General features: G+C 34.7%; 19 protein-coding genes and 15 tRNA genes. 32 read left to right on the forward strand and 2 right to left on the reverse strand.

Translation table 11 applies throughout. The annotated features are described in order from the left end of the window. Positions 1-93 precede the first annotated feature (93 nt). From Q0A18_RS16255 to Q0A18_RS16275, 5 genes are all read left to right on the forward strand, one after another. Positions 94-1458, forward strand: a complete 1365-nt coding sequence (locus Q0A18_RS16255; RefSeq protein ID WP_292011217.1) for an SDR family oxidoreductase — start codon at positions 94-96, stop codon at positions 1456-1458. Positions 1459-1468: 10 nt separating this feature from the next. Then, positions 1469-1542 (forward strand) — tRNA-Glu (locus Q0A18_RS16260). Positions 1543-1546: 4 nt separating this feature from the next. After that, a tRNA-Gly gene (locus Q0A18_RS16265) sits at positions 1547-1621 on the forward strand. Between the two features lie 6 nt (positions 1622-1627). Continuing rightward, a tRNA-Ser gene (locus Q0A18_RS16270) sits at positions 1628-1698 on the forward strand. A gap of 34 nt (positions 1699-1732) precedes the next feature. After that, complete coding sequence (locus tag Q0A18_RS16275; protein ID WP_292011218.1) at positions 1733-2518, forward strand: TatD family hydrolase; 786 nt, start codon at positions 1733-1735, stop codon at positions 2516-2518. 53 nt (positions 2519-2571) lie between these two features. Here Q0A18_RS16275 and deoD read toward each other — a convergent pair whose 3' ends face one another. Continuing rightward, positions 2572-3279 carry a purine-nucleoside phosphorylase gene (gene deoD, locus Q0A18_RS16280; protein WP_292011219.1) on the reverse strand — a complete coding sequence of 236 codons (708 nt, stop codon included), beginning with the start codon at positions 3277-3279 and terminating at the stop codon, positions 2572-2574. Positions 3280-3416: 137 nt separating this feature from the next. Here deoD and Q0A18_RS16285 point away from each other — a divergent pair, with 137 nt between their 5' ends. From Q0A18_RS16285 to Q0A18_RS16410, 26 genes are all read left to right on the forward strand, one after another. Continuing rightward, on the forward strand, positions 3417-3806 hold the full coding sequence (locus Q0A18_RS16285) for a VOC family protein (protein WP_292011220.1): 390 nt from the start codon (positions 3417-3419) through the stop codon (positions 3804-3806). A 275-nt stretch (positions 3807-4081) separates the two neighbouring features. Then, positions 4082-4735, forward strand: a complete 654-nt coding sequence (locus Q0A18_RS16290) for a hypothetical protein (RefSeq protein ID WP_292011221.1) — start codon at positions 4082-4084, stop codon at positions 4733-4735. Then, the gene (locus Q0A18_RS16295) at positions 4732-5865 is read left to right on the forward strand and encodes an AAA family ATPase (RefSeq protein WP_292011222.1); all 1134 of its coding nucleotides are present in this window, start codon (positions 4732-4734) and stop codon (positions 5863-5865) included. Before Q0A18_RS16290 ends, Q0A18_RS16295 begins: the two co-directional genes overlap by 4 nt. Continuing rightward, positions 5838-6581, forward strand: a complete 744-nt coding sequence (locus tag Q0A18_RS16300; protein WP_292011223.1) for a hypothetical protein — start codon at positions 5838-5840, stop codon at positions 6579-6581. The genes Q0A18_RS16295 and Q0A18_RS16300 overlap by 28 nt, the downstream gene beginning before the upstream one ends. Beyond that, on the forward strand, positions 6572-8965 hold the full coding sequence (locus Q0A18_RS16305) for a hypothetical protein (RefSeq protein WP_292011224.1): 2394 nt from the start codon (positions 6572-6574) through the stop codon (positions 8963-8965). Before Q0A18_RS16300 ends, Q0A18_RS16305 begins: the two co-directional genes overlap by 10 nt. Beyond that, positions 8955-10640 carry an APC family permease gene (locus Q0A18_RS16310; protein ID WP_292011225.1) on the forward strand — a complete coding sequence of 562 codons (1686 nt, stop codon included), beginning with the start codon at positions 8955-8957 and terminating at the stop codon, positions 10638-10640. The genes Q0A18_RS16305 and Q0A18_RS16310 overlap by 11 nt, the downstream gene beginning before the upstream one ends. After that, positions 10630-11658, forward strand: a complete 1029-nt coding sequence (locus Q0A18_RS16315) for a hypothetical protein (RefSeq protein ID WP_292011226.1) — start codon at positions 10630-10632, stop codon at positions 11656-11658. The genes Q0A18_RS16310 and Q0A18_RS16315 overlap by 11 nt, the downstream gene beginning before the upstream one ends. A gap of 107 nt (positions 11659-11765) precedes the next feature. Then, complete coding sequence (locus Q0A18_RS16320; protein ID WP_292011227.1) at positions 11766-11894, forward strand: penicillin-binding protein; 129 nt, start codon at positions 11766-11768, stop codon at positions 11892-11894. A gap of 630 nt (positions 11895-12524) precedes the next feature. Then, positions 12525-12598 (forward strand) — tRNA-Lys (locus tag Q0A18_RS16325). 4 nt (positions 12599-12602) lie between these two features. Further along, positions 12603-12676: transfer RNA gene (locus Q0A18_RS16330), tRNA-Arg, on the forward strand. 7 nt (positions 12677-12683) lie between these two features. Beyond that, positions 12684-12755 (forward strand) — tRNA-Asp (locus tag Q0A18_RS16335). Positions 12756-12823: 68 nt separating this feature from the next. Further along, positions 12824-12895: transfer RNA gene (locus Q0A18_RS16340), tRNA-Pro, on the forward strand. Positions 12896-12991: 96 nt separating this feature from the next. After that, positions 12992-13073, forward strand: a tRNA-Cys gene (locus Q0A18_RS16345). Positions 13074-13211: 138 nt separating this feature from the next. Then, a tRNA-Tyr gene (locus tag Q0A18_RS16350) sits at positions 13212-13297 on the forward strand. A gap of 83 nt (positions 13298-13380) precedes the next feature. Continuing rightward, positions 13381-13452, forward strand: a tRNA-Glu gene (locus Q0A18_RS16355). A 100-nt stretch (positions 13453-13552) separates the two neighbouring features. Continuing rightward, positions 13553-13626 (forward strand) — tRNA-Leu (locus Q0A18_RS16360). 5 nt (positions 13627-13631) lie between these two features. Beyond that, positions 13632-13708 (forward strand) — tRNA-Leu (locus tag Q0A18_RS16365). Between the two features lie 8 nt (positions 13709-13716). Next, a tRNA-Phe gene (locus Q0A18_RS16370) sits at positions 13717-13789 on the forward strand. Positions 13790-13824: 35 nt separating this feature from the next. Then, a tRNA-Gln gene (locus tag Q0A18_RS16375) sits at positions 13825-13897 on the forward strand. Between the two features lie 128 nt (positions 13898-14025). Then, positions 14026-14511, forward strand: a complete 486-nt coding sequence (locus Q0A18_RS16380) for a ribonuclease H-like YkuK family protein (protein ID WP_292011228.1) — start codon at positions 14026-14028, stop codon at positions 14509-14511. 27 nt (positions 14512-14538) lie between these two features. Further along, complete coding sequence (locus Q0A18_RS16385; protein WP_363315998.1) at positions 14539-14898, forward strand: cyclic-phosphate processing receiver domain-containing protein; 360 nt, start codon at positions 14539-14541, stop codon at positions 14896-14898. Then, positions 14895-15905, forward strand: coding sequence for an RNA ligase family protein (locus Q0A18_RS16390; RefSeq protein WP_292011230.1), 1011 nt, complete (start codon positions 14895-14897; stop codon positions 15903-15905). The genes Q0A18_RS16385 and Q0A18_RS16390 overlap by 4 nt, the downstream gene beginning before the upstream one ends. A gap of 48 nt (positions 15906-15953) precedes the next feature. Then, complete coding sequence (locus tag Q0A18_RS16395) at positions 15954-16898, forward strand: peptidase (protein ID WP_292011231.1); 945 nt, start codon at positions 15954-15956, stop codon at positions 16896-16898. An 89-nt stretch (positions 16899-16987) separates the two neighbouring features. After that, a complete protein-coding gene (locus Q0A18_RS16400; protein WP_292011232.1) occupies positions 16988-17533 on the forward strand; it encodes a 3'-5' exonuclease in 546 nt (181 codons plus the stop codon). A gap of 415 nt (positions 17534-17948) precedes the next feature. Continuing rightward, positions 17949-18011 (forward strand) — tRNA-OTHER (locus tag Q0A18_RS16405). A 428-nt stretch (positions 18012-18439) separates the two neighbouring features. Beyond that, positions 18440-19540 (forward strand): slipin family protein, encoded by a 1101-nt coding sequence (locus tag Q0A18_RS16410; protein WP_292011233.1) that lies wholly within the window; start codon positions 18440-18442, stop codon positions 19538-19540. A 316-nt stretch (positions 19541-19856) separates the two neighbouring features. Here the strand turns inward: Q0A18_RS16410 and Q0A18_RS16415 are convergent, their stop codons facing one another. Continuing rightward, complete coding sequence (locus Q0A18_RS16415) at positions 19857-20474, reverse strand: helix-turn-helix domain-containing protein (RefSeq protein WP_292011234.1); 618 nt, start codon at positions 20472-20474, stop codon at positions 19857-19859. Between the two features lie 121 nt (positions 20475-20595). On the opposite strand from Q0A18_RS16415, the gene Q0A18_RS16420 reads away from it, so the two are divergent. Then, a complete protein-coding gene (locus tag Q0A18_RS16420) occupies positions 20596-20991 on the forward strand; it encodes a YbjN domain-containing protein (protein ID WP_292011235.1) in 396 nt (131 codons plus the stop codon).

The raw sequence follows: 20991 nt of genomic DNA on the forward strand, positions 1-20991 counted from the left end.
ATAATGAATAAATCTGATAAAGTGATTTTTTTATTGCCTGCGTAAAAAGATTGCGTACTTTAGGCATAAGTTTGCCTTCATAAAATAGAAACAATGGATTTTTCTGATCATCAGTTTTCAAAAGAAGAATGGCAGGCATGCCTTAAGGTGTTAAGCGCTTTAAAAGAAAACCCTTTTCTAAATCCTGATAATAAAATCTTTTCAGGGCTGATTACGAAAATTCATAAAAATGCTAAGAAACAGAACAGGAAGGAGAGCTATGCTCGGATGAAAATACATGATTTAGAAGTTAACTCAGATTCAGTTCTTATGCAAAAAGCTTTAGCGGGAGTTTCTGCCTTTTATGATGATGAAAAAGAAAATGCAAAACTTACCAAGCTTCAGATTCCTAAAAACTGTTACTGCTGTAATAAAAGTTATCAATATGCCCATTCTTTCTATGCGAGATTATGTCCTAAATGTGCAGCAGAAAATTATGAAAAACGTTTTGATTCAATTGATCTGAAAGGGAGAAGGGTAATCATCACAGGGGGAAGGGTAAAAGTAGGATTTGCAGCTGTCCTTAAAGTTTTAAGGAATGGAGCTTATCTTGTATTAACAACCCGCTTTCCGGCATTGGCTCTTGAGCAGCTCCAAAAAGAAGATGATTATGAAGAATGGAAAGACAGGCTTTGGGTGTATGGACTCGATCTCAGAAATTTGAAAGCAATTCAGGATTTTATTAATTTTTATCAGTCTCAGTTTTCCACTCTTGATATTCTGATCAATAATGCAGCACAGACCATCAAATATCCTGACGAATATTACTTACCTATTATTCAAAGAGAGAAAGAAATGTTATTGAAATTCAGTAATGAACCTCATTTAATTTCCAATCATACTGAGATTTCTGCTGAACTGACTAAATTAGAATATGCAGAACATGAAGAAACGGCTGTGAATCTTACACGCTTTGGGCAGCCGGTAGATCGCAGAGATAAAACCAGTTGGAATTCTACCCTGGAAGAAATTTCCCTGTACGAATTGGTAGAAGTTAATCTGATCAATCATATCGCACCCTATTTTTTAATTAAAGAATTGAAATCCTTAATGAAAAACTCAGATTTTGCAAAGAAGTTTATCATTAATGTCACATCATCTGAAGGAATTTTCAGTTATGAGAATAAGACAGTTTTTCATCCTCATACAAATATGACCAAAGCAGCCTTGAATATGATGACACTCACTTCTGCAAAGGAATTTGAAAAAGATCATATTTATATGTCAGCGGTAGATGTGGGTTGGATATCTACAGGAGCTAAAGAAAGTTTGCGTAAGAAACAATTTGAGCAAGGGTATATCCCGCCATTGGATTCGGTAGATGGAGCAGCGAGAATTCTACATCCGATCATAGAAGGGATCAGAGGAAATTGTTATTCAGGAGTATTGTTGAAGAATTATGCAATACATAACTGGTGAAAAAGCAAAGGAAACGTTAGTTCAATAGCGAAGAATGCCTGCCTTTCAAGCAGGAGGTTATGGGTTCGAATCCCATACGTTTCCGACTGAATACATAGTTTAAATGGAAAAATACTGCTCTTCCACGGCAGAGTTGCAGGTTCGAATCCTGTTGTGTTCACCAATAATGGAAGCAATAGTTTTAAATGGAAAAGCACTTCCTGCTAAGAAGAGTTGTAGGTTCGAATCCTGCTTGCTTCCCTTTTTGTAAGTATAAAAATTAAAATATTGACAAATGAACACATACATTGACATTGGTATTAATCTTACCAATAAACAGTTTAATAATGAACACGATGAAATTATCAACCGCGCACTGGATAATGGGGTAGAGTATATGATACTTACGGGAACGAGTGTGAAAGGAAGTCAGGAATCTGCAGAAATTGCAGCAGAATATCAGGATATACTTTTCTCAACAGCGGGAATACATCCTCATGATGCCAAATCTTTTAATGATAAGAGTATTCCGGAACTTAGGAACTTATTACAGCTTAAACAGGTAGTATCGGTTGGAGAATGCGGACTGGATTTTGACCGTGATTTTTCACCAAGACCTGTTCAGGAAAAATGTTATCGGGCACATCTGGAGCTCGCAATTGAAGTTAATAAACCTCTTTTTCTCCATGAAAGAGAAGCTTTTAAGCGCTTTAATGAAATTACTGATGACTATCTTTCTAAGCTTCCTAAAGCAGTGGTCCATTGCTTTACAGGAACATTAAATGAGGCAAAAGTATATCTTGATAAAGGGTTTTACTTAGGTTTTACGGGGGCCATCAGTGATGACAGAAGATTTAAACATCTTGAGGAGGTCATTAAATATACGCCGCTCGACAGAATGATGATCGAAACAGATGCCCCATTCATGCTGCCTAAAAATATGCCCAGAAATCAGAACCGGAGAAATGAACCTGCTTTCTTACCCTATGTTGCACAGTCCATTGCCTATTGGAAAAAAATAAGTATTGCAGAAGTGGCTGACGAAACAACAGAGGTGGCCATAAATTTCTTCAGATTATGAAAAAAGAGCTCTACACAGAAGTAAAGCTCTTTTTTGTGATTTATATTTTTGGTTTATATCTTTAAAGCAGACTCTAAAGCCAGTTGGATCATTGGTTTTAAAGCTTTTTCTCTTTCATCGGAAGAAATGTTCTCATGAGTTGGAATAATATCCGAAACAGTAAGAATAGTAGCTGCATTTTTTCCTAAATGCTGAGCATTGGCAAACAATCCAAATGCTTCCATCTCTACTGCTGAACAATTATATTGAGTGGCAATAGCCGGAATATCAGGATTTTTTCTATAGAAAATATCACTGCTGTGGATATTGGTTTCTTTAGCATTTAGAGACAATTCTTTAGCGGTTTCATTGATAATGTTATAAGTGCTTCCCTGATGCGGAAGAATGTCACCTTCTATTTCCCATGCGTATTTTGCATATGTACTTTCACTTGCAGCATTTTTAACATTTAAAATATCAAAAAGTTGTAGATCAGTAGTGTAGGCTCCGCAGGTTCCGATTCTGATAATAGTATCTACATCATATTCTGTAAACAGTTCATAGGAATAAATTCCGATGCTGGGAAAACCCATACCACTGGCACCTACAGTTATTTCTTTTCCTTTATATAATCCTGTGTAGTAAAAAATATTTCTTGTTTTACTGACTAATTTTACATTTTCAAGATAGTTTTCAGCGATATACTGTGCACGAAGCGGATCCCCCGGCTGCAATACTACTTTAGCAATTTCTCCTTTTTTTGCACTGATATGAATACTCATAATTTTATTTTGAATAGGGAGCAAAGATAATAACTTAGATTGAAGGCTAAAAGAAGAATACTAAAATTGGATGAAGAATAATGTTGAGAATTTTAAAAGTAATTTTGTTAATTGGTATGACTCTAAAAATAATAGCAATGAAAATAGAACACATAGCCCTATGGGTAGAAGATCTGGAGAAAATAAAAACCTTTTATGAAAAGTATTTCGGAGCGGTATCCAACGAAAAATACCATAATCCAACAAAGAATTTTCAATCCTATTTTCTAAGTTTTGAAAGTGGAAGTCGCCTGGAAATTATGAACAGACCGGATATTTTGAATTCTGATACTTTTGATAAATCTAAAAGAATGGGCTTTACGCATTTGGCCATTTCAGTAGGAAGTAAGGTGAAAGTAGATCAGTTGACGGAAGAACTGAGAAAAGGAGGGTACTCTATTGTGAGTGAGCCAAGAACTACAGGTGATGGCTACTACGAAAGTCTCATCCTTGATCCCGAAAATAATAGCATAGAAATAACAGTTTGAATTTAATTCTCATTGAGATCAGCTTACATCGGTTAAAATTTTTCAAACTGTGGGGTGTAATCTGGTTTTTCTTTAATCTGTAGATATTCTCTATATTATAATAAGGGTGAAATACAGTCTGTTGACTATTTTGAAATATTGGCTTTGTTGCTGTAGAGTATTTAACATAGGGAAATGTATTAATGATTTAAAAATTAACACTCATTAATACTATTTCATTACTTCTTACCCTCTTAAAAATTTTATTCTCAGAGAAATAGTTTTATTTTTGTTAGATGGTGGCAAGAAAAAATCCGTTTCTGGATACCTTATTTCAACTTAGAAAAGAAGAACAAATTACGATCTTCTCTGATATTCAGGCTATATCTCTTCAGCAGGAAGAGGAGGTTAATGAATATATGGAAACTGAGTTTGAAAAAGAAAGGCTTGAATTTTTATCAGATAAAATACCCTATGACCGGATCAGTGGAATTTGGGCTGCAAAAATATTATATCACAGTATGCAATTATATCTGATCAGGCGGGATACAGAAAAACAGTTACCTCAATTAATTCCCGAATACAAAGGCGGAAAAGAAATTTCTTCCTTGCTTTCAGCAGATTTGTCTTTAAGGTTTTTACCTCCGATTCTTACAGCATTATATATTACAGATCCCAATGATCCTTTGGCAGGAATGTTAGAAGCTATTTTATTGAAATTTCATTACTCAGGGATCGGATATGATCTGGATCTCCAACATATCAACTGGGAAGAGGAGCTGGAAGATCCCACCTTCCGTAAACTATATATCGAAAGAATTGTAGAAAAAAGAGCGTATCAGCTTGCTGAGATTCCCTATATCAATCAATTGCTGATCGCAGAATTCGGGATACACAAAGAAATTTTCTGGAGAGAATTAAAAAATAGTAATGAAGAAAATAACAAATGATAGAAAATATTACAAAGCTTACTACGGTTCTTAACTACGTAAAAGACACGTTTGTAGGAAAAGATGATGTCGTAGATTTATTGGGAATCTGCCTGTTAGCAAGAGAAAATGCTTTTCTGTACGGCCCTCCGGGAACTGCCAAATCTGCAATTGTGAGAGCATTGTCTGAAACCGTAAAAGACGGGAAGAATTTTGAGTATTTATTAACCCGTTTTACAGAACCTAATGAATTATTCGGTCCATTCGATATTAGAAAACTAAAGGAAGGTGAGCTGATCACCAATACAGAAGGAATGATGCCTGAGGCTTCGATGGTCTTTCTTGATGAGATTTTTAATGCTAACTCATCTATTTTGAATTCCCTTCTTATGGCTTTAAATGAAAAGATTTTTAAAAGAGGAAAAGAAACCAAGCATCTTCCTTCTTTAATGTTTGTAGGAGCGAGTAATGTTCTTCCTGAAGACGAAGCGCTAAATGCCCTTTTTGACCGTTTTCTGATAAGGATTGTTGTAGATAATGTTAACCCCGATTTACTTCAGCAGGTACTTCTGGCAGGCCGGAAACTTGAAAATCAGGAAGAAAATGAAATTCCGGGAATTCATGCCGATGAGGTCAGAGAACTTCAGAAACTTTGCAAAAAAGTGGATTTAAAGCCAATTTATGAAGTGTATTTAAATACAATTATCAGCCTTAGAAATACCGGGATTGCCATTTCCGACCGTAGGGCTGTAAAGCTCCAGAACCTCATTGCAGCCAGTGCATTGATCTGTGGAAGGAATGCCGCTGTCATTTCTGATCTTTGGGTACTAAAACATATCTGGGATACAGAAGAGCAGATTGAAATTCTGGAAGGAATCATTAACCGGACCATTGAAAAGGATGAAAATCCAGATTCTCATCCTCAGGCCTTACAAAATAAAGCTCCCAATCCTGAAGAAGTCATGAAAGATGTAAAAATTCTGGTTGAGAAATGGGATGGAGGTTCGATAAGTTTTGAAGAACAGAATGTGATAAAAGATAAATTGCGATACCTGCAAACCCGATGTGATTGGATTAAAAGTCCGGAACAGAAACAATATATTCAAAAAGAAATAGAAGGCTTATGGCAGAAGATTCTTCAAAGTGTATAAAAGATTTTTGGGCTGAGATCCCCCGTACCGGAGAAGATTTTTTAGGTTCGATCCGCAGCTGGAAAAATGTTCAGGTTGCTTTGGAAGATAAGGTGATCTGGCTGAAAGGGTTTACAGAAGAGCAAGCTGCTTCTTCGGAGCTCCTGCAATTGCCTGATTTCTTACTGTATGAATTGCGTGAAGGATTATTATTCAGAAAGAACGCTTTGGTTCCTACTAAAAAAATGAGAACTGCACTTTTATGGACTCCCATAGGTAAGGCATTGAAAGTGGATTTTCCATTATCCAATCAGAATTATTTTGGAATTCAGGACACAATAGAAGTGAAATTAAAAGCAATAGAAGAAGAACAGCCGGCATTTGCATTATTAAGCCGTATAGATGAGATTAAAGATCATATCATCACATTACCGAAATTTAAACTCGATCTTATAGACTGGACTATTTTGAATAATTGTGCCTTATTTCTGGGTATTCCATTACTAAGTCTTCCGGGGAAAACCTATTGGAGAAAGGATGGTCATCTTTTACCTGCAGGATTTGATTTTGAATGGAAGAATCTCAGTCTGCTCCTTCAGCAGAAATATAATGAAAATATGGACCAATGGATTCTTTGGAATACTGAAGGAGAATATGTAGCGGTATCTAAGGATAACTTTAAAAAATTATCTGTGAGTTCATTTCGTCTCAGTGAAAAAGCTAAAGAATGGAATTGAGAGAATATTTTCAGTCCTATGAAGATTACTTCTGGGAATGGACTACTGATGAGGATATTCATGATGAGACAGGTTATCATGAGAATAATCTGGTCTCCATACCGAATGTAGGGCCTATTGTCTACCGGGCTTATATGATGGAGATTCTTAAGGAACTAAAGAATCAGGGCTTACCGCCTTTTGGTTCCTTACTTCTGGTTTTATATGCTATCCAGGATGGATATCTTAATCTGGATGGAGCTTTCTATCATTTAAAGAAACACAGCGAAAAAATTTTTATCCCCCATATCAGGAATGATGTGGAAGCAGTTATAAAATTATTAGAGAACCTGAAAAGTTTAGGAAGCTATCTTAAAAAAGGACAAAATAAAATCATCCTTTTACAGACTCTTTTTAAAAATTGTCACAATCGGATTTCAGAAGGAAATACTGAATTAATCCTTAATGAATTTGAAAAAAAGCCCTATAAAATTGCAGAATGTGCAGTTAGGGTAGAGCTGACAGATCCGGTTGTAATAAAAGATATTAAAACACTGGCCCTGATTCATCAAAAATTTCCGACGACTGACTCTTTAATAGAAGCGGTCAAAGGATTTTCCAATGGACCTGAATTAGAGGAGGAAGTAGTGGAAGAAGAAACTACTGTAGAAACGGATAAAGATTTTATTCAGGAATTAATAGACGATCCTAAAACCTTTCAGGTGGGCAGCTTAATTAAACGAATCTGGAGCGGACTGAAAATTCCGATGCTTCATCTTTCTCCGGGGGAGCAGCCTATCGGAGGAATTTCTGATATGACGAACAAAGGAGAGCTGCATAGAATGCTTTTATCTGAATTTGCCAATGAAGATGAAGTATTTATGAGCAGGATAGCCAATAATGAAGCATTATATATTCAACGTGAAATACCGCCTGAAGAAAATATTTTTGAAAGGGTTATTCTAATAGATACTTCTCTTAAAAATTGGGGAACTCCAAAGGTATTGGCTTTTGCTTCTGCCATTGCCATTATCAAACATCCAAAGGCTACTTCACAATCTAAAGTATTCTTGGTGGGGCAGGAGATCATATCTGTTTCTTTGGATACAGTCCCCGAGGTTATAACCCAGATGAACCAGGTAAGTCCTGTTTTAGAAGTTTCAGAAACACTGGAACGTTTTTTTAGAGAACATACTGAAAAAGATCTGGAAATATTTTTTATTACCCATCATGAAAACCTGGAAAATAATAACGTTCAAAGAGTTATTCAGGAAAACAGGGATAGTCTGAAATTTATAGTCACAACATCTGCTGAGGGAGAGCTTAATTTCTTTAAACATCATCGGGGAACCCGTAAGCATATACAGAAAATAAATCTTCCTTTATCTGAATTATGGGCTTATCCACCGAAAAGAAGACATGACAAAAAAAGAAATACATCATCGGGTGGAAAGAAAACACCGGTGCCACAGAATTATCCGATATTATTTCCCACACCGGTTAACAGAATTGCCACCTTTTTATACGAAGGAGAATTTTTTATTCTAAGTGCAAAAAAACAATTGTTAAAAACATATCTGTCTGATAATTATTATAATAAAAACTATTATGATCACTATAAGACCCATCGGGGAAGTGAGGTTTTATTTGAGGATATTTCAATAAAGCCGAGAGGTCAGTTTATTCTGGCAAGAAACAGAAAACAGGATTATGTTCTGTGTCAGTACCAGCCGGATAAAAAAATACTTTCCAAACTTAATTTGAATACAAAAGAATATTCAGAGCTGAATATTATTGGACATCATATCCCGTTGAATTTCAGATTGATTTATTTTGATAAGAGTTTCTATCTATATGAAGAGGGGGTCCCTTCTATTTTTAAAATTAGTATTGAGGGAATTGTTTCCATTGAATCTGTAAAACGGGATGATGAAATTGATAAACACTGTATAAAAGTTGGAGCTGAAATCGGAAGACTTGTCCACAGCGGAATCAAGATTTTAAGTAATATCAATAGGATTGGGATTAATTCAGAGAATAATCTGGTGATCGCACAAAATGAATTAACCAAAGTATATGATAATTCAGTGACTTTATATAAAAATAAATATGATGTCAAAATAGCTGCGGACCAAAATAAAAATAAATTTACCTTTTCAGAAGGGAGTGAAGTGATTGTGGATGCTCGTGGAATGCTTACCTTTAAAAGTAGCAATAAGGATATCCCTGAATTTTATATTCCCTCTACTGAACATGGTTTCTTGTCCTTAGCGACAGAAATGGAATTTGGAGGTTCAGAATATTATCTTCCGGAAACGACTTTATTGAAAATCAGAAAAATGGAAGATATGTATTCGGAATATTTGGATATGTTTATTGAGCAAATATTGCGGTATGGAATTTAGAATTAAGCCTTTTCCTAAAAATAGATATCCCCGAACCGGACTTTTAATTAAAGGATCGACCCCTTCGGTATGGCTCCGGGAAATGGAGTTTCTTGGAATAGCACTGGATAAAGTGAAGTCCTTTGCGATTCCCTCTCAGGAGCCTAATGTCCTCTATGGGTGTTTCATTATTTTTCATTCGGAAACATTTGCTGAAGTAGGAAAAAATATTCGTTTTCAATGTGTGGAAAATAAAATGTTCATTCCTGAAAATACCATTTTCTATCCTGAAATGAATTCCGAAGAGTGGCAGCATATAGATGCTGACTTTTTAATTATGCATCCGGATTTTGGTCTGGTCAAATTATCAGAGCAGATTCATTGGGTTTCTTTACTTCAGGATTCTGTAAAGTCAGGTTCTGAGGTTAGAAAACCTTTGAATGGAGTGAAGATACCTCAGAAAATAGAGTCCTATATGGTGGAGATGGATGATGAAAAAGTACTGGAAGAACTTCAAAAACGCCAGACTGATGAAGAGTGGATGAAGAATCTTCCTTTTGATATGAAGAAAGTATTGGCGGGAAATCAGAAAGAAATTGAAAAATATCTGAAATATATTGAAAAATATCCTGAAAGAGCTGTAGATCTTGGAGTTCCTTTAGATACATTAGGAACATCCCGTGGAGATGGTTTTGGAAAATTTAAATTCGGAGAAAATAGTTGGTGGGGAAAAATTTTTCGAAAAAAGGATTCTAATGGAAAATTGGTTTCTGGACCCAGAGATTATCGGTGGGTATTATGGGTTTTCTGGATTGTCATTATTATTGGACGGCTTGTTTGGGAATTTAATAAAAATGATTCTCCAAAAGATAATATAACAGCAGAATCTTCTGGAAATGCAGTTTCTCAACAGGAATTAAAAAAGAACCCTCCTGTTTTGGCTTTTGAATCAGGAATTACTGAAATTGATATAAAGATTGATTCCTTATACGGAAATAAGAGAAAGGAACTGATTAATGAATATAATGCGACAGTCTCTAAAAATCCCAATAGTAAAACCTTATTTGAAATGGCAGAAGCTATACAGAAGTTTAAAACTGAAGAGAGTAAAACGAGAGATTCTCTTAAAGTAGTTTATAACAAAAAAATAGCTAAACACATACAAGACAGATCTGAAAGAATACTCCATAAAATTTCAGACTCACTGAAAAAGGAAAATCCTGATCGGTCGGTTAATGAAGGAATTGTAAAAAGTGTATGGAAGCAAAAAAAGATTTTGATAGAAGATTCTCTTGGGCGTCTTTATGGAACAATTGACCCCGTGAAGTCTGATCATAAGGTGCCCGATTCGGACTCCAATATCAGAGTTATTAATAATTCTGAAAATTCTTCCGATACTAAAATTTCCTTTTCCGAAATAATCTGGCTGGTGATTATGATGATAGGAAGCGTAGGGCTTTATTCCTATTTTTTCAAGAGAAAAACATTAAGTGCCGGAGGGAGTAATGTCCCTAAAGGCATTAAAATATTCCTAATCCTGATTCTCGCAGCGATGCTGATCTATCTGTTTTATCCTTTGATAGAAATGTTCGGATACAATTGGTTTGTATGGATACTTATCCTATGTGTTATTCCTCTCCTCTACAGGTTGTTTAATGATGATAAAACCATTTTAAAATCAGAAGATGATGAATAATAGACAGAAATTTATAGATAAGTTTATAAAAGCATTTTTTATTCTGGTGTTTTTGAAAATCATTGGCATATTGGCCCAGCTTTTTCATCAGAGCTTCTGGAGTGTATTGGGAACTCTTGTAGTTTTCATTGTAGTGGCAATAATTATACTTCTCGTGGTCGTTGCTTTGGAAGATAAAGAGAAAAATGCCAATGGAGGAAGAAAGGGTTCCTCTGCAAGAGGAGGGAATTTTTATGTGGAAAACTCCCTTTTTAACAGGATTCTTAACCATTATGAAGAACTTGCCAGGAAATATGTTGATCAAAAAGATTATAGGAAAGCAGCAAAAGTATATATGAATCTTCTTCAGGACAATTATCGGGGAGCTAAAACATTAGAAGACGGAGGATTATACAATGAAGCAGCTGCTATATATCTTAAAAAACTGAATAATAAATCTGATGCAGCTGTCTGCTATGAAAAAGCTAAACAATATAAGAAGGCAATAGAACTATATAAACAGCTTGAACAAAAGGAAAAAGTAGGAGATCTTTACAAAGAAATCAATGATATTAAAAGTTCTCATGCCTATTATCAGATGGTAGCAGATGATTATATCACTAATAATCAGATTTTAAAAGCATCTCTTATTTATCGTAAAAAAATGGAAATTCCCGAAGAAGCCCAAAAAATTCTGTTGAAAGGGTGGGAGGAAAACAAGGATGCCTTTAATTGTCTTAATAATTATTTTGCTAATATTTCGGATGTAAATCAATTAGAAAATGAAATTTCGGAATTATATAAAAATCTGCCTTCAGATAGAAAAGTAACCTATCTGGAAGCTATGAAATATGAATTTAAGAAAGATCCGAAACTAGAATCTGTTACCAGAAATATTGCTTATGAGATTATTGCGGAAAAAGTAAATACACGCTCTGATATAGTTAATGAACTCAAATATTTCAATCCGGATGATGAAGTTATTCTAAAGGATATTTCAAGATTTAGGACGGGAAAAAATAAAATATTTAAAAATTAGAAATATTTCTGCTCAGAGCTAGTATAAAAATAAGATGGCTGAGGCTCTCGAAGCCACCTTCATTTCTAAATACCCAAGAAAAGCTTTATCTTTGCACTATTAAAATTATGACAATACAAAGAGCACATATCAATGTAAACCTATGCAAAAGCCCGTCAATAGAAGGGTTATTTGGATATGATTGGATGATGTGGAATGAGGCGAAATGTGCTTACTTTGGAAATAATTTAGTGTAAACTTGTAAAAATTAAATCAAAATATTGCAAAAACGCCTCGGTTTTCGGGGCGTTTTTTGTGTTTTTAACATGGAAATTATTTAGAATGAAAAAAAATAAACAAAAAATTGAAAAAAATTCAATTCAACATGCAATCCTAATACGATAAAATAGAGTGATAGATAAGCCAATGAGAGACAGTCATTTAGGTATTTTGAAAATCTGCAAATGATAGCGGACAGGAATCTCTATCTCTAAATTTTGTATTTAAAATATTGATTTTCAATTGTTTATGATTTAAATTTATTTGTGAGTTAAAAAAAATCGTCTTTACTTTGCAACCGAAAATTGAAAGCAACAGGTTTTCAGAATTCAAAAAACAGTTTTAAAAACAAAAAATAAAATGAAGCAATTACATAACATATACAGACCCTGTTCAGAATTACAGCCGCAGAAATGTTTTGGTATTCTTGATAGTGGATTTGTGGATAAAAGGTGCTTATATACGTAGGTCTCTCATGGACTGATACGTCAAAATATATACAGCGCCTCTTGGAAAGAGGCGCTTTTTTTATGGTTTCTTTAGCTTATTAAAGCACCGGTTTGTGGCACCGGAGAACAGGGTTCGATCCCCGGAGAAACCCCTACAATAATCTCATAGCTCAATTGGTTAGAGCACCGGTCTTTTAAACCGGGGGTTGAAGGTTCAATTCCTTCTGGGGTTACAAAGGTTCCGTAACTCAATCGGATAGAGTATCGGTTTTCTAAACCGAAGGCTAGAGGTTCGAACCCTCTCGGAATCACAAAAAAGGTCTATTGAGGTAATGGCTAACCTGCCCGACTGTCTCTTGGGCACTGCGAGTTCGATTCTCGCATAGACCGCAAAGATTCATGGAAAATTTCGGTTCCGACTGTCTCTCGGGAAAGAATTTGGAAATGAATCTGTAAAACTGGAAAGATAACGGTGGTTGTTTACCCGCCTTGGACGCGGGAGGCCGCAGGTTCGAATCCTGCTTTCCAGACAATTAAATAAAATGTTAGTTATTTCAGGAGAAAGAATAAAAGTTAGTCAAGCGCAGAAGATCTTACAATACAGACAGACTTTTTCCTCCAAAAATGATGGTTCGCCGAAGTGGAAGAGTCGGGGCGGTCTGCAAAACCGTTGTGAAAACTGAGTGGGTTTGAATCCCATAACCATCTCTAGTAAAACTAAAATGAGATTAGTTCCGGAGAAAAATAAAGGTTTGTCGAGCGCAGAAGTTCTTATATCAAACAAAAAAATGAAGACAGACTTTATTTACTCCACAAAGTAAAAATAACGATTACTTGTTATTAAAAGGAAGTGCGCCGGAGTTGGAGAGTCGGGGCAGACTGTAAATCTGTTGCTTATAGCTGAGTAGGTTCGAATCCTACCACTTCCACCATAATCGACTGATAATGTAACGGAAGCATGCAGGAAATGTACTCTTGTAGTTTAGGTTCGATTCCTGATCGGTGGATTTAATATGCTTCATTCGTCTAACGGCTAAGACGGCTGCCTTTCGAGCAGCAAACAAGGGTGCGATTCCCTTATGAAGTACAACCATATTTAATAAATGAAAAAGAAAAGTTTGTCGAGCGCAGAAGATCTTTACAATACTAACAGGCATAGTTTATAATACAGACAAACTTTTTTTAATGCAGGAATGGCGGAAATGGTAGACGCACTTGATTTAGGCTCAAGGTTTTGGGGGTTCGAGTCCCTCTTCCTGTACAGACACCTTTCTATTCCAACTGGCAGAGAAAACGGTCTTAAACTCCGTACAGTCCCGGTTCGAATCCGGGGAGAGGTACCAATCAATAAGGATCAGTGGTGTACAAGGTGTGCACACTTGTCTGAAAAACAGGAGGTAACCGTTCAATTCGGTTCTGATCCGCTAATAATGGGTGATGATTAAACTCATTACTAATCTGATTCATAGTGTAACTGGTCAGCACACAAGACTTTGACTCTTGTAGTTTAGGTTCGACTCCTAATGAATCAACATATTACTCCGGTAATGTGATGATAGTATCCCGGTATTATCAATCCTGTTTGGAGTATAAAAAATATAGAGTATAACTAATTACTTACAGTTAAGAACAATTTATGTAAAATAAAAAATGTAGAAAAATGGAAACGCAACAAGAAGTATGGCAGAATTTAAATGGAAAAATATTTCACCAGCCTATTACAAAACTGGTAGAAGATGCCATCATCCGCGAACAGGCTAATGGACACCGATTGAAAGTATGCGTGGGATCAGATTCTCATGTATATGGAGAAGCCATTAATTATGCTACGGCAGTAGTATTTATTCGTGAAGGAAAAGGAGCGTTTACCTTTGTTAGAAAAGAAAGAGAGATACAGCGTATCAGTATTAAAGAACGAATGCTGAATGAAGTGAATAAATCCGTAGAGATTGCTTATGCTATTTGTGCTATTCTTGATACTTACAATATAGAAATGGAGGTACACGCGGATATTAATACCGATCCTGAATTCAAATCCAATTCAGCATTGAAAGATGCTATGGGATATATTCTGGGAATGGGATATGTATTTAAAGCGAAACCTTATGCTTTTGCTAGTTCTAACTGTGCAGATGTCATGGTTTAGCATAAAATTTAAAACCAACCAATGAAAATGGTAAAAAGACTTTTATTTCTCGATGACATAAGATATCCTGCTGAAGTATATCAATATACCCAACAGGGTATCTTTCTCAGAAAGGACTGGCATATCGTTCGTAATTACGATCAGTTTGTCAATCGGATTTTGAAAAAAGGTCTTCCTGAAATGATTTCTTTTGACCATGATCTTGCAGATGAGAATTATAGGAAATCCAATGCGGAAAAAACAGGATATGACTGTGTTAAATGGCTCATAGATTATTGTTTGGATAATGGTATTGATTTACCAAAATTCTATTGTCATTCTATGAATCCTGTGGGAAAAGAAAATATTATAAGTCTTTTAAAAAACTTTAAAAAATTGAAACAATGATTTTTAAAACATATAATTCCATAGAAAATGCTTACCAGGCCAGGGTGATCGATCAGATCAAAGTTCAGGGGTTTGGAGATGAGGTTTTTATTGTACAGGAGAAAGTGCACGGTGCTAATTTCTCTTTCTTCACAGATGGAGAAAAGATACAGATCGGTAAAAGAACAGGTTTTATCCAAAAGGATGAAAAGTTTTTTAATGCTCATGAGATTTTAGAACAATACAGAACTAGGGTACTGGATGTTTTCAGGGAAATTAAAACTATTTTTCTGGAAATGGAAACTATTGTAATTTATGGGGAGATCTTCGGAGGAGATTATCAGCATGCTGATGTAGAAGCAATACCAGGAGCTGTAAAAGTTCAAAAGGGGATTCAGTATGCTCCTTATAATGAGTTCTATGCTTTTGATATTAAGCTGAATGAAGTTACTTATCTGGATACACAGCTGATTAATGAGATCTTTGAAAAAGCAGGTTTTTTCTATGCTAAAACTTTATTTCAGGGTAGTTTGGAAGATTGTTTAAGATATTCCAATATCTTTAATTCTCAAATTCCGGATTGGCTGGGATTACCTGAAGTCGAAGATAATATTTGTGAAGGAACCATTATTAAAACGCTGAAAACAAAATATTTTGGAAACGGTTCAAGGGTTATCCTGAAAAATAAGAATGAAAAATGGACAGAAAAAAGCAAGAAAGTAAAAAAACTAAAGATTTATAAAGAAGTTCATTTTTCTGAACAGGCTCAGGAAATCTGGGAGGAAATTCAAAGATATATTACCGCGAACAGGTTATATACAGTAATGAGTAAAATCGGAGAATTTGAACCTGAAATGATGGGAAAAGTAACTGGAATCTTTGTGAAAGATGTTTTAGAAGATTTTGAAAAAGACTTTCCGGAAAGCTTTACAGTTATAGAAAAAGAAGAACAGAAACGAATAAATAAGAAGCTTAACTCTTTAGTGATCCAATGTATTAAAGAAGAGTTAATGACGATTAAAGTATAACTTCGGTATTAATTGCCGGAGTTTTTTTAAATTAATAAAAAATACAATATGTTACATGCAGAAATTAAAAGTCTTCCGAGAGAAGACATCTCTATATTAGTGAAGAATATCAATGCGGGGAAAAGCTATCTGTGTGATTGTGGGGAGGCGAGTCTTCTCACTATAAAGGATGTGCATTCGCTTTGTGCTGTTTTTATCAGTCATACCCATATTGATCATTTTTCAAATTTTGACGGTGTTTTCAGATATCTTATCGGAAAAGAGGAAACACTGGTTATTTGTGGTCCTAAAAATATTCATCTGAACGTAAGGGACCGTTTAAAATCCTATACATGGAATCTTGAAGGAGACGGAGGCGGAGGTTATGAAATCCGCGAAATCATTTCCCCCGAAGAAATCAATATTTACAGAACCCGCCTTCCGAATCTGGAACTGGAATTAGTAGGGAAACAGAAAGTTGTATATGAAGATAGCTTTCTAAGCGTTGACGTTGCCATATTAGATCATAGGATAGATTCTATTTCTTATTTATTCAAAGAAAAAGATTCCATATCCTTTACCGGAGAAGGTGTTGAATTTAAGAAAGGAAAATGGATCAGTGAATTGAAAGCAGCTTTTGAAAATAATGATGAAAATGAAGAGATAGAAATAGAAGGAAAACTATATAGAGCGGCTGAGTTATTTCATTTGTTATCCCGGAACGATGGGTATAAGTTGGGAGTGATTATGGACCATGCTGCCAAAAAAGAAAACCATGAGAAAATCAAAAAAGTCTTTCAAGATGCAGATAAAGTGTATATAGAATCATTTTATAAAGATTTAGATAAAGAACTTGCTAAGGTCAATGACCATAGTTATGCATCAGCTTCAGGGCAGATTATGAAAGACTGTAATGTGAAAGAAGCGGTCCCTGTACATTTTTCTAGAAGGTATGAAGATAATGATGTCCGGGAGATTGAAGTTTCTTTTTATAAAGCTTTCCGAAATGAATAATTAGAAATGATGAAATCCTTTTGTCACTTTTTGAATAAAGAACTTCTCTAGATTTTGAAATCAAATTAAACAATTAAAATTAAAAAACAATGAACACAACAGATACTATATTAGTGATTGACCTTGAAGCCACCTGTTGGGAGAAAGGAACTTCCAGAGGGCAGGAAAGTGAGATCATAGAAATCGGAGCTTGTATTTTAGATATAAAGACCGGTAAGATCACTAAAAATAAAGGCATTTTAGTACAGCCTCAATATTCTGAAGTAAGCCCCTTTTGTACAGAACTTACCTCCATTACACAGAAAATGCTGGATGAAGAAGGTGTATTATTAGAGGATGCACTGGATCTGCTAAAAGAAGAATATGATTCTGAAAATCTTACCTGGGCAAGCTATGGGAACTATGATCTTAATATGCTCCAAAGTCAGGCCAGAAGATTTAGGGTCTATTATCCGCTCAGTGATGAACATATCAATGTAAAAACATTATTTGCACAATTACATCCTATCCGAAAAAGTGTAGGAATGGCGAAAGCGCTTGAAGTGCTCAAGTTTCCTCTGGAAGGAACACATCATAGGGGAGTGGATGATGCCAGAAATATTGCAAAAATATTATATTGGTGTTTACAACAATAAGTGGATAATATATCAGATATGAACTAAGCTTCCTTGATAAGGGAGCTTTTTTAATTATCATTAGGATTATCAAAGCTTCGTATAATGTCATTCAGAATGAAGCGAAGTGAAGAATCTCAAATTTTACAGAAAAAAAGAAATTTCATCATTAAAAATATATTACGCAAAAACATTGCGTAATTAGTTTCTTACTTTGCCACATCAAAATGAAAAAATACTAATACTTTGAGGATAAAAGTATCAGTCAAAATATCAGACAGGTCATGTTAAGTGTTTCAGTATAACACTATTGCAGAAAATTTTATTGTGAAATATTATTTTATTCTGTTCAACTTGATCTGAAGGTTTCAGAAGTTTTCCATAAAATTTCAATCACGCTATGTGTCGGAGGTTCGAATCCTTCTATCCTTTGAATAAGGATATAACTCAGGTGGTTAGAGTAATAGTTTTAAGATGTGTGGGTTCGAATCCCACTGCCAAGTTGGTTGGTATGGCGAAATGGTATACGCACTACACTTTTAATGTAGCTTTCTTTTGGAATAGACTGAAAATCTATTTGGAGTTTGGTATTTCTCATTAAAAAAATATCATTATTGAGGGAAACAGGAATTTTTCATTGGTTACTCCTATTTTGAAAAAGGCTTGTGAGAAAAAGAAATTTTTATCAGAACAGGGTTCGAATGGCAAACTCTCCTTTTGTAGCGGTTTTCTACAATAAAAGATTGGAAATGATATGGCTGTTTGATAGAAAACAGCTGATATATGATGATCAGAAATTTAGTAACGATCTTCAAAAGAAGTTCAAAAAGAGAATGAATTTCTGTAAAAAACTTTTTCTCCCGCGGTTTTCAAAAGAAAAATTCAGGTTTTCCTTTTTTATTAAATGTATAATCCTTTAAATAATATATGATGTTAAAAAATGTACAGATTAAAGCGTATCAGGTAGGTTTGGTTTATAAGAACCGAAATTTGAAAGAGATTTTGAAAGAAGGGAATTATTGGATTGTTGGTAAGAAAAATGTTGAGATCCATGAGATGAAAGAGCAGTTCAAAACTGATGAAGATTTGAACCTTTTATTGAAAAATGAGGATTTAAATGCTTTATTGGACTTAGTTGAAGTAAAAGATGGAGAACTTGTTCTTATGTATGAAAATGGTATTTTCAAAGAAATATTAAACGTAGGGCAATATGCATTTTGGAAAGGAATCATGAACAGGCAATTTCAAAAAATTGATTTAACAAAAGTGGAAATCACAGAAAGAGTTTCCAAAACCATTCTGGAAAATATGAAGCTGAGAAATTTCATAAGAAAGTTTGTGGTTACTAATCAGTATAAAGGTTTATTAATGATCGATGGAAAATTAACCAAAGTATTGGATGCCGGAACTTATTATTTCTGGAATAATGAAATTCCTGTAGAGATGAAGTGTATCGATACCCGTTTACAACAAATGGAAATTGCAGGTCAGGAACTTTTAACAAAAGATAAAGCTATGCTTCGTATCAATTTCTATGTACGTTATCAGGTAGAAGATATCGTAAAAGCTTTAATGCAGAACAAAGAATATGATAAGCAATTATACATTCTGATGCAATTGGCTTTGCGTGAGTTTGTGGGAGCTTTAACACTGGATGAGTTATTACTTAAAAAAGATACTGTAGGAAAAGAAATTCTAAGTAATCTGGGAAATAAAGCGGAAGATCTGGGATTAAAAGCAGCAGATGCCGGAATCAGAGATGTGATCCTGACCGGAGAAATGAAAGAAATCATGAATCAGGTATTGATCGCAGAGAAAAAGGCTCAGGCCAACAGTATTATGCGCCGTGAAGAAACAGCTTCCACCCGAAGCTTGCTAAATACTGCCAAATTAATGGAAGAGAATGAAGTGTTATGGAAACTAAAAGAGATGGAATATATGGAGAAAATTGCAGATAAGATTGGCGATATCACAGTCTCCGGAAACACTAATATTGTTACTCAGCTAAAAGAAATTTTTGCAAAATAATGAATAATCAAATCTTTAAATATAACCATGAAAGTGGGTTTCTGTAAAAACGGAAATCCGCTTGTTTTTATTAAAGTTCCAACCATTTCTCATAAGAAATCACACCCAGTTCAGGTTTTCCTTCCCCTCAAGAATAGAAATGAACTCCAGTTGATTTCCATCCGGATCGTTAAAATAAATAGCCAGTTCAGGCATCTCCCACAACACTAACATGAATTGTTTATTATCACCAACCCGTAAAAAAGCTCGTCACACTTTTGGGAGGAATAACGAAGTCACTAATGATGGCAAGCCCCGACTTTTCTTGCTTTTACCTTTATTTACTCTCTAAATTTTCAATCCTTTCCAGAATACTGGAGAGGATATTTTTTTGCTCCAAAGAAACAAAACCTGAGATTTTGTATAATGTTTTACTGTTTTTTTCTTTAGAAGAAGATTTTGAGGCATATTCCAAGCTGTTCAGGTCATTGATAAATACTAAAGTTTCAGCCGTTTCTTTTGAACCTGCTTTATTAAGGAAGAGAATATCTCCCGTTTGATAATAAGATAACAATGGCTGTCCGGCTTTAAATTCGTAAATAAGATCTGTGTTTGCTAATATTTTTTGCAAAATGGTCTGATTGTGATCTTTTTCAGAAATAACTTGACTTTCAGTATCACTTTTCTTCTGGCTGTGATCTGTAGTAAACATAAGCTGATCAATATCAGAACTGCTCACTAATTGATTCACTTGCAGGGTTTCAGTCAAAAATTTATCAAGATCAAGGTCAAAATAATGAGCCACTTTTAATAAAGTCTCTATTTTTGGTTCAGCACGGCCTTCTTCATAAGCACTTATCACGCCTCTGTTTAATTCAAATAAATCAGCAAAAGCCTTCTGGCTCAATCCTTTGATCTGTCTTATCTTCTTAATGTTAGTCCCGAAAAAGCTCATAAAGTATAATCCTTTTTGCAAATATAGGGTAAATTAAAATAAATATTGCTAATAATATTTGCAATTTGAAAAAAATAATGTATATTTGTATATGAAATTTTGAAAAATTAAAACAACAATCATGAAAAATCAGATGTTTAGAACGGTTAAGGGATGGTTGTTAGATTATGAGTTTAATATCACATTTGAAGATGAAGCTCAGAGAATCTTAATCATTGAAAAAGAATCTAACGGAATAAAAAATATGATTCTTATTGTTTCCGATTCCATATTAATTATGGAGCAGTTTCTTTTTGAAATAAAAAATCCAACTGAAAAAATATATAAAACCCTGCTTCAAAAGAACAGAGATATCGTTCACGGAGCATTTGTGTTGGATGGTACAGGTAAGCGGGTGATCTTCCGGGATACTTTATTTACGGACAGTATGGTTCAGAGTGAAGTAATGGCGTCGGTGAACTCGTTGGGAATTCTTGTAGGAGAATTTACAAATGAAATGATAGAAATGAGTAAATAA

It is taken from the genome of Chryseobacterium sp. (genome assembly GCF_022712095.1).
Lineage (GTDB): Bacteria > Bacteroidota > Bacteroidia > Flavobacteriales > Weeksellaceae > Chryseobacterium.

Excerpts from the sequence above, each read along its gene's own strand:
- Q0A18_RS16390 (WP_292011230.1), top strand. The coding sequence starts at position 14,895 with ATGATTTTTAAAACATATAATTCCATAGAAAATGCTTACCAGGCCAGG.
- Q0A18_RS16380 (WP_292011228.1), top strand. The coding sequence starts at position 14,026 with ATGGAAACGCAACAAGAAGTATGGCAGAATTTAAATGGAAAAATATTT.
- Q0A18_RS16400 (WP_292011232.1), top strand. The coding sequence starts at position 16,988 with ATGAACACAACAGATACTATATTAGTGATTGACCTTGAAGCCACCTGT.
- Q0A18_RS16320 (WP_292011227.1), top strand. The coding sequence starts at position 11,766 with ATGACAATACAAAGAGCACATATCAATGTAAACCTATGCAAAAGCCCG.
- Q0A18_RS16290 (WP_292011221.1), top strand. The coding sequence starts at position 4,082 with ATGGTGGCAAGAAAAAATCCGTTTCTGGATACCTTATTTCAACTTAGA.
- Q0A18_RS16385 (WP_363315998.1), top strand. The coding sequence starts at position 14,539 with ATGGTAAAAAGACTTTTATTTCTCGATGACATAAGATATCCTGCTGAA.
- Q0A18_RS16305 (WP_292011224.1), top strand. The coding sequence starts at position 6,572 with ATGGAATTGAGAGAATATTTTCAGTCCTATGAAGATTACTTCTGGGAA.
- Q0A18_RS16255 (WP_292011217.1), top strand. The coding sequence starts at position 94 with ATGGATTTTTCTGATCATCAGTTTTCAAAAGAAGAATGGCAGGCATGC.
- Q0A18_RS16415 (WP_292011234.1), bottom strand. The coding sequence starts at position 20,474 with ATGAGCTTTTTCGGGACTAACATTAAGAAGATAAGACAGATCAAAGGA.
- Q0A18_RS16295 (WP_292011222.1), top strand. The coding sequence starts at position 4,732 with ATGATAGAAAATATTACAAAGCTTACTACGGTTCTTAACTACGTAAAA.
- Q0A18_RS16420 (WP_292011235.1), top strand. The coding sequence starts at position 20,596 with ATGAAAAATCAGATGTTTAGAACGGTTAAGGGATGGTTGTTAGATTAT.
- Q0A18_RS16395 (WP_292011231.1), top strand. The coding sequence starts at position 15,954 with ATGTTACATGCAGAAATTAAAAGTCTTCCGAGAGAAGACATCTCTATA.
- Q0A18_RS16315 (WP_292011226.1), top strand. The coding sequence starts at position 10,630 with ATGATGAATAATAGACAGAAATTTATAGATAAGTTTATAAAAGCATTT.
- Q0A18_RS16300 (WP_292011223.1), top strand. The coding sequence starts at position 5,838 with ATGGCAGAAGATTCTTCAAAGTGTATAAAAGATTTTTGGGCTGAGATC.
- Q0A18_RS16275 (WP_292011218.1), top strand. The coding sequence starts at position 1,733 with ATGAACACATACATTGACATTGGTATTAATCTTACCAATAAACAGTTT.
- Q0A18_RS16285 (WP_292011220.1), top strand. The coding sequence starts at position 3,417 with ATGAAAATAGAACACATAGCCCTATGGGTAGAAGATCTGGAGAAAATA.
- Q0A18_RS16410 (WP_292011233.1), top strand. The coding sequence starts at position 18,440 with ATGATGTTAAAAAATGTACAGATTAAAGCGTATCAGGTAGGTTTGGTT.
- Q0A18_RS16310 (WP_292011225.1), top strand. The coding sequence starts at position 8,955 with ATGGAATTTAGAATTAAGCCTTTTCCTAAAAATAGATATCCCCGAACC.
- deoD (WP_292011219.1), bottom strand. The coding sequence starts at position 3,279 with ATGAGTATTCATATCAGTGCAAAAAAAGGAGAAATTGCTAAAGTAGTA.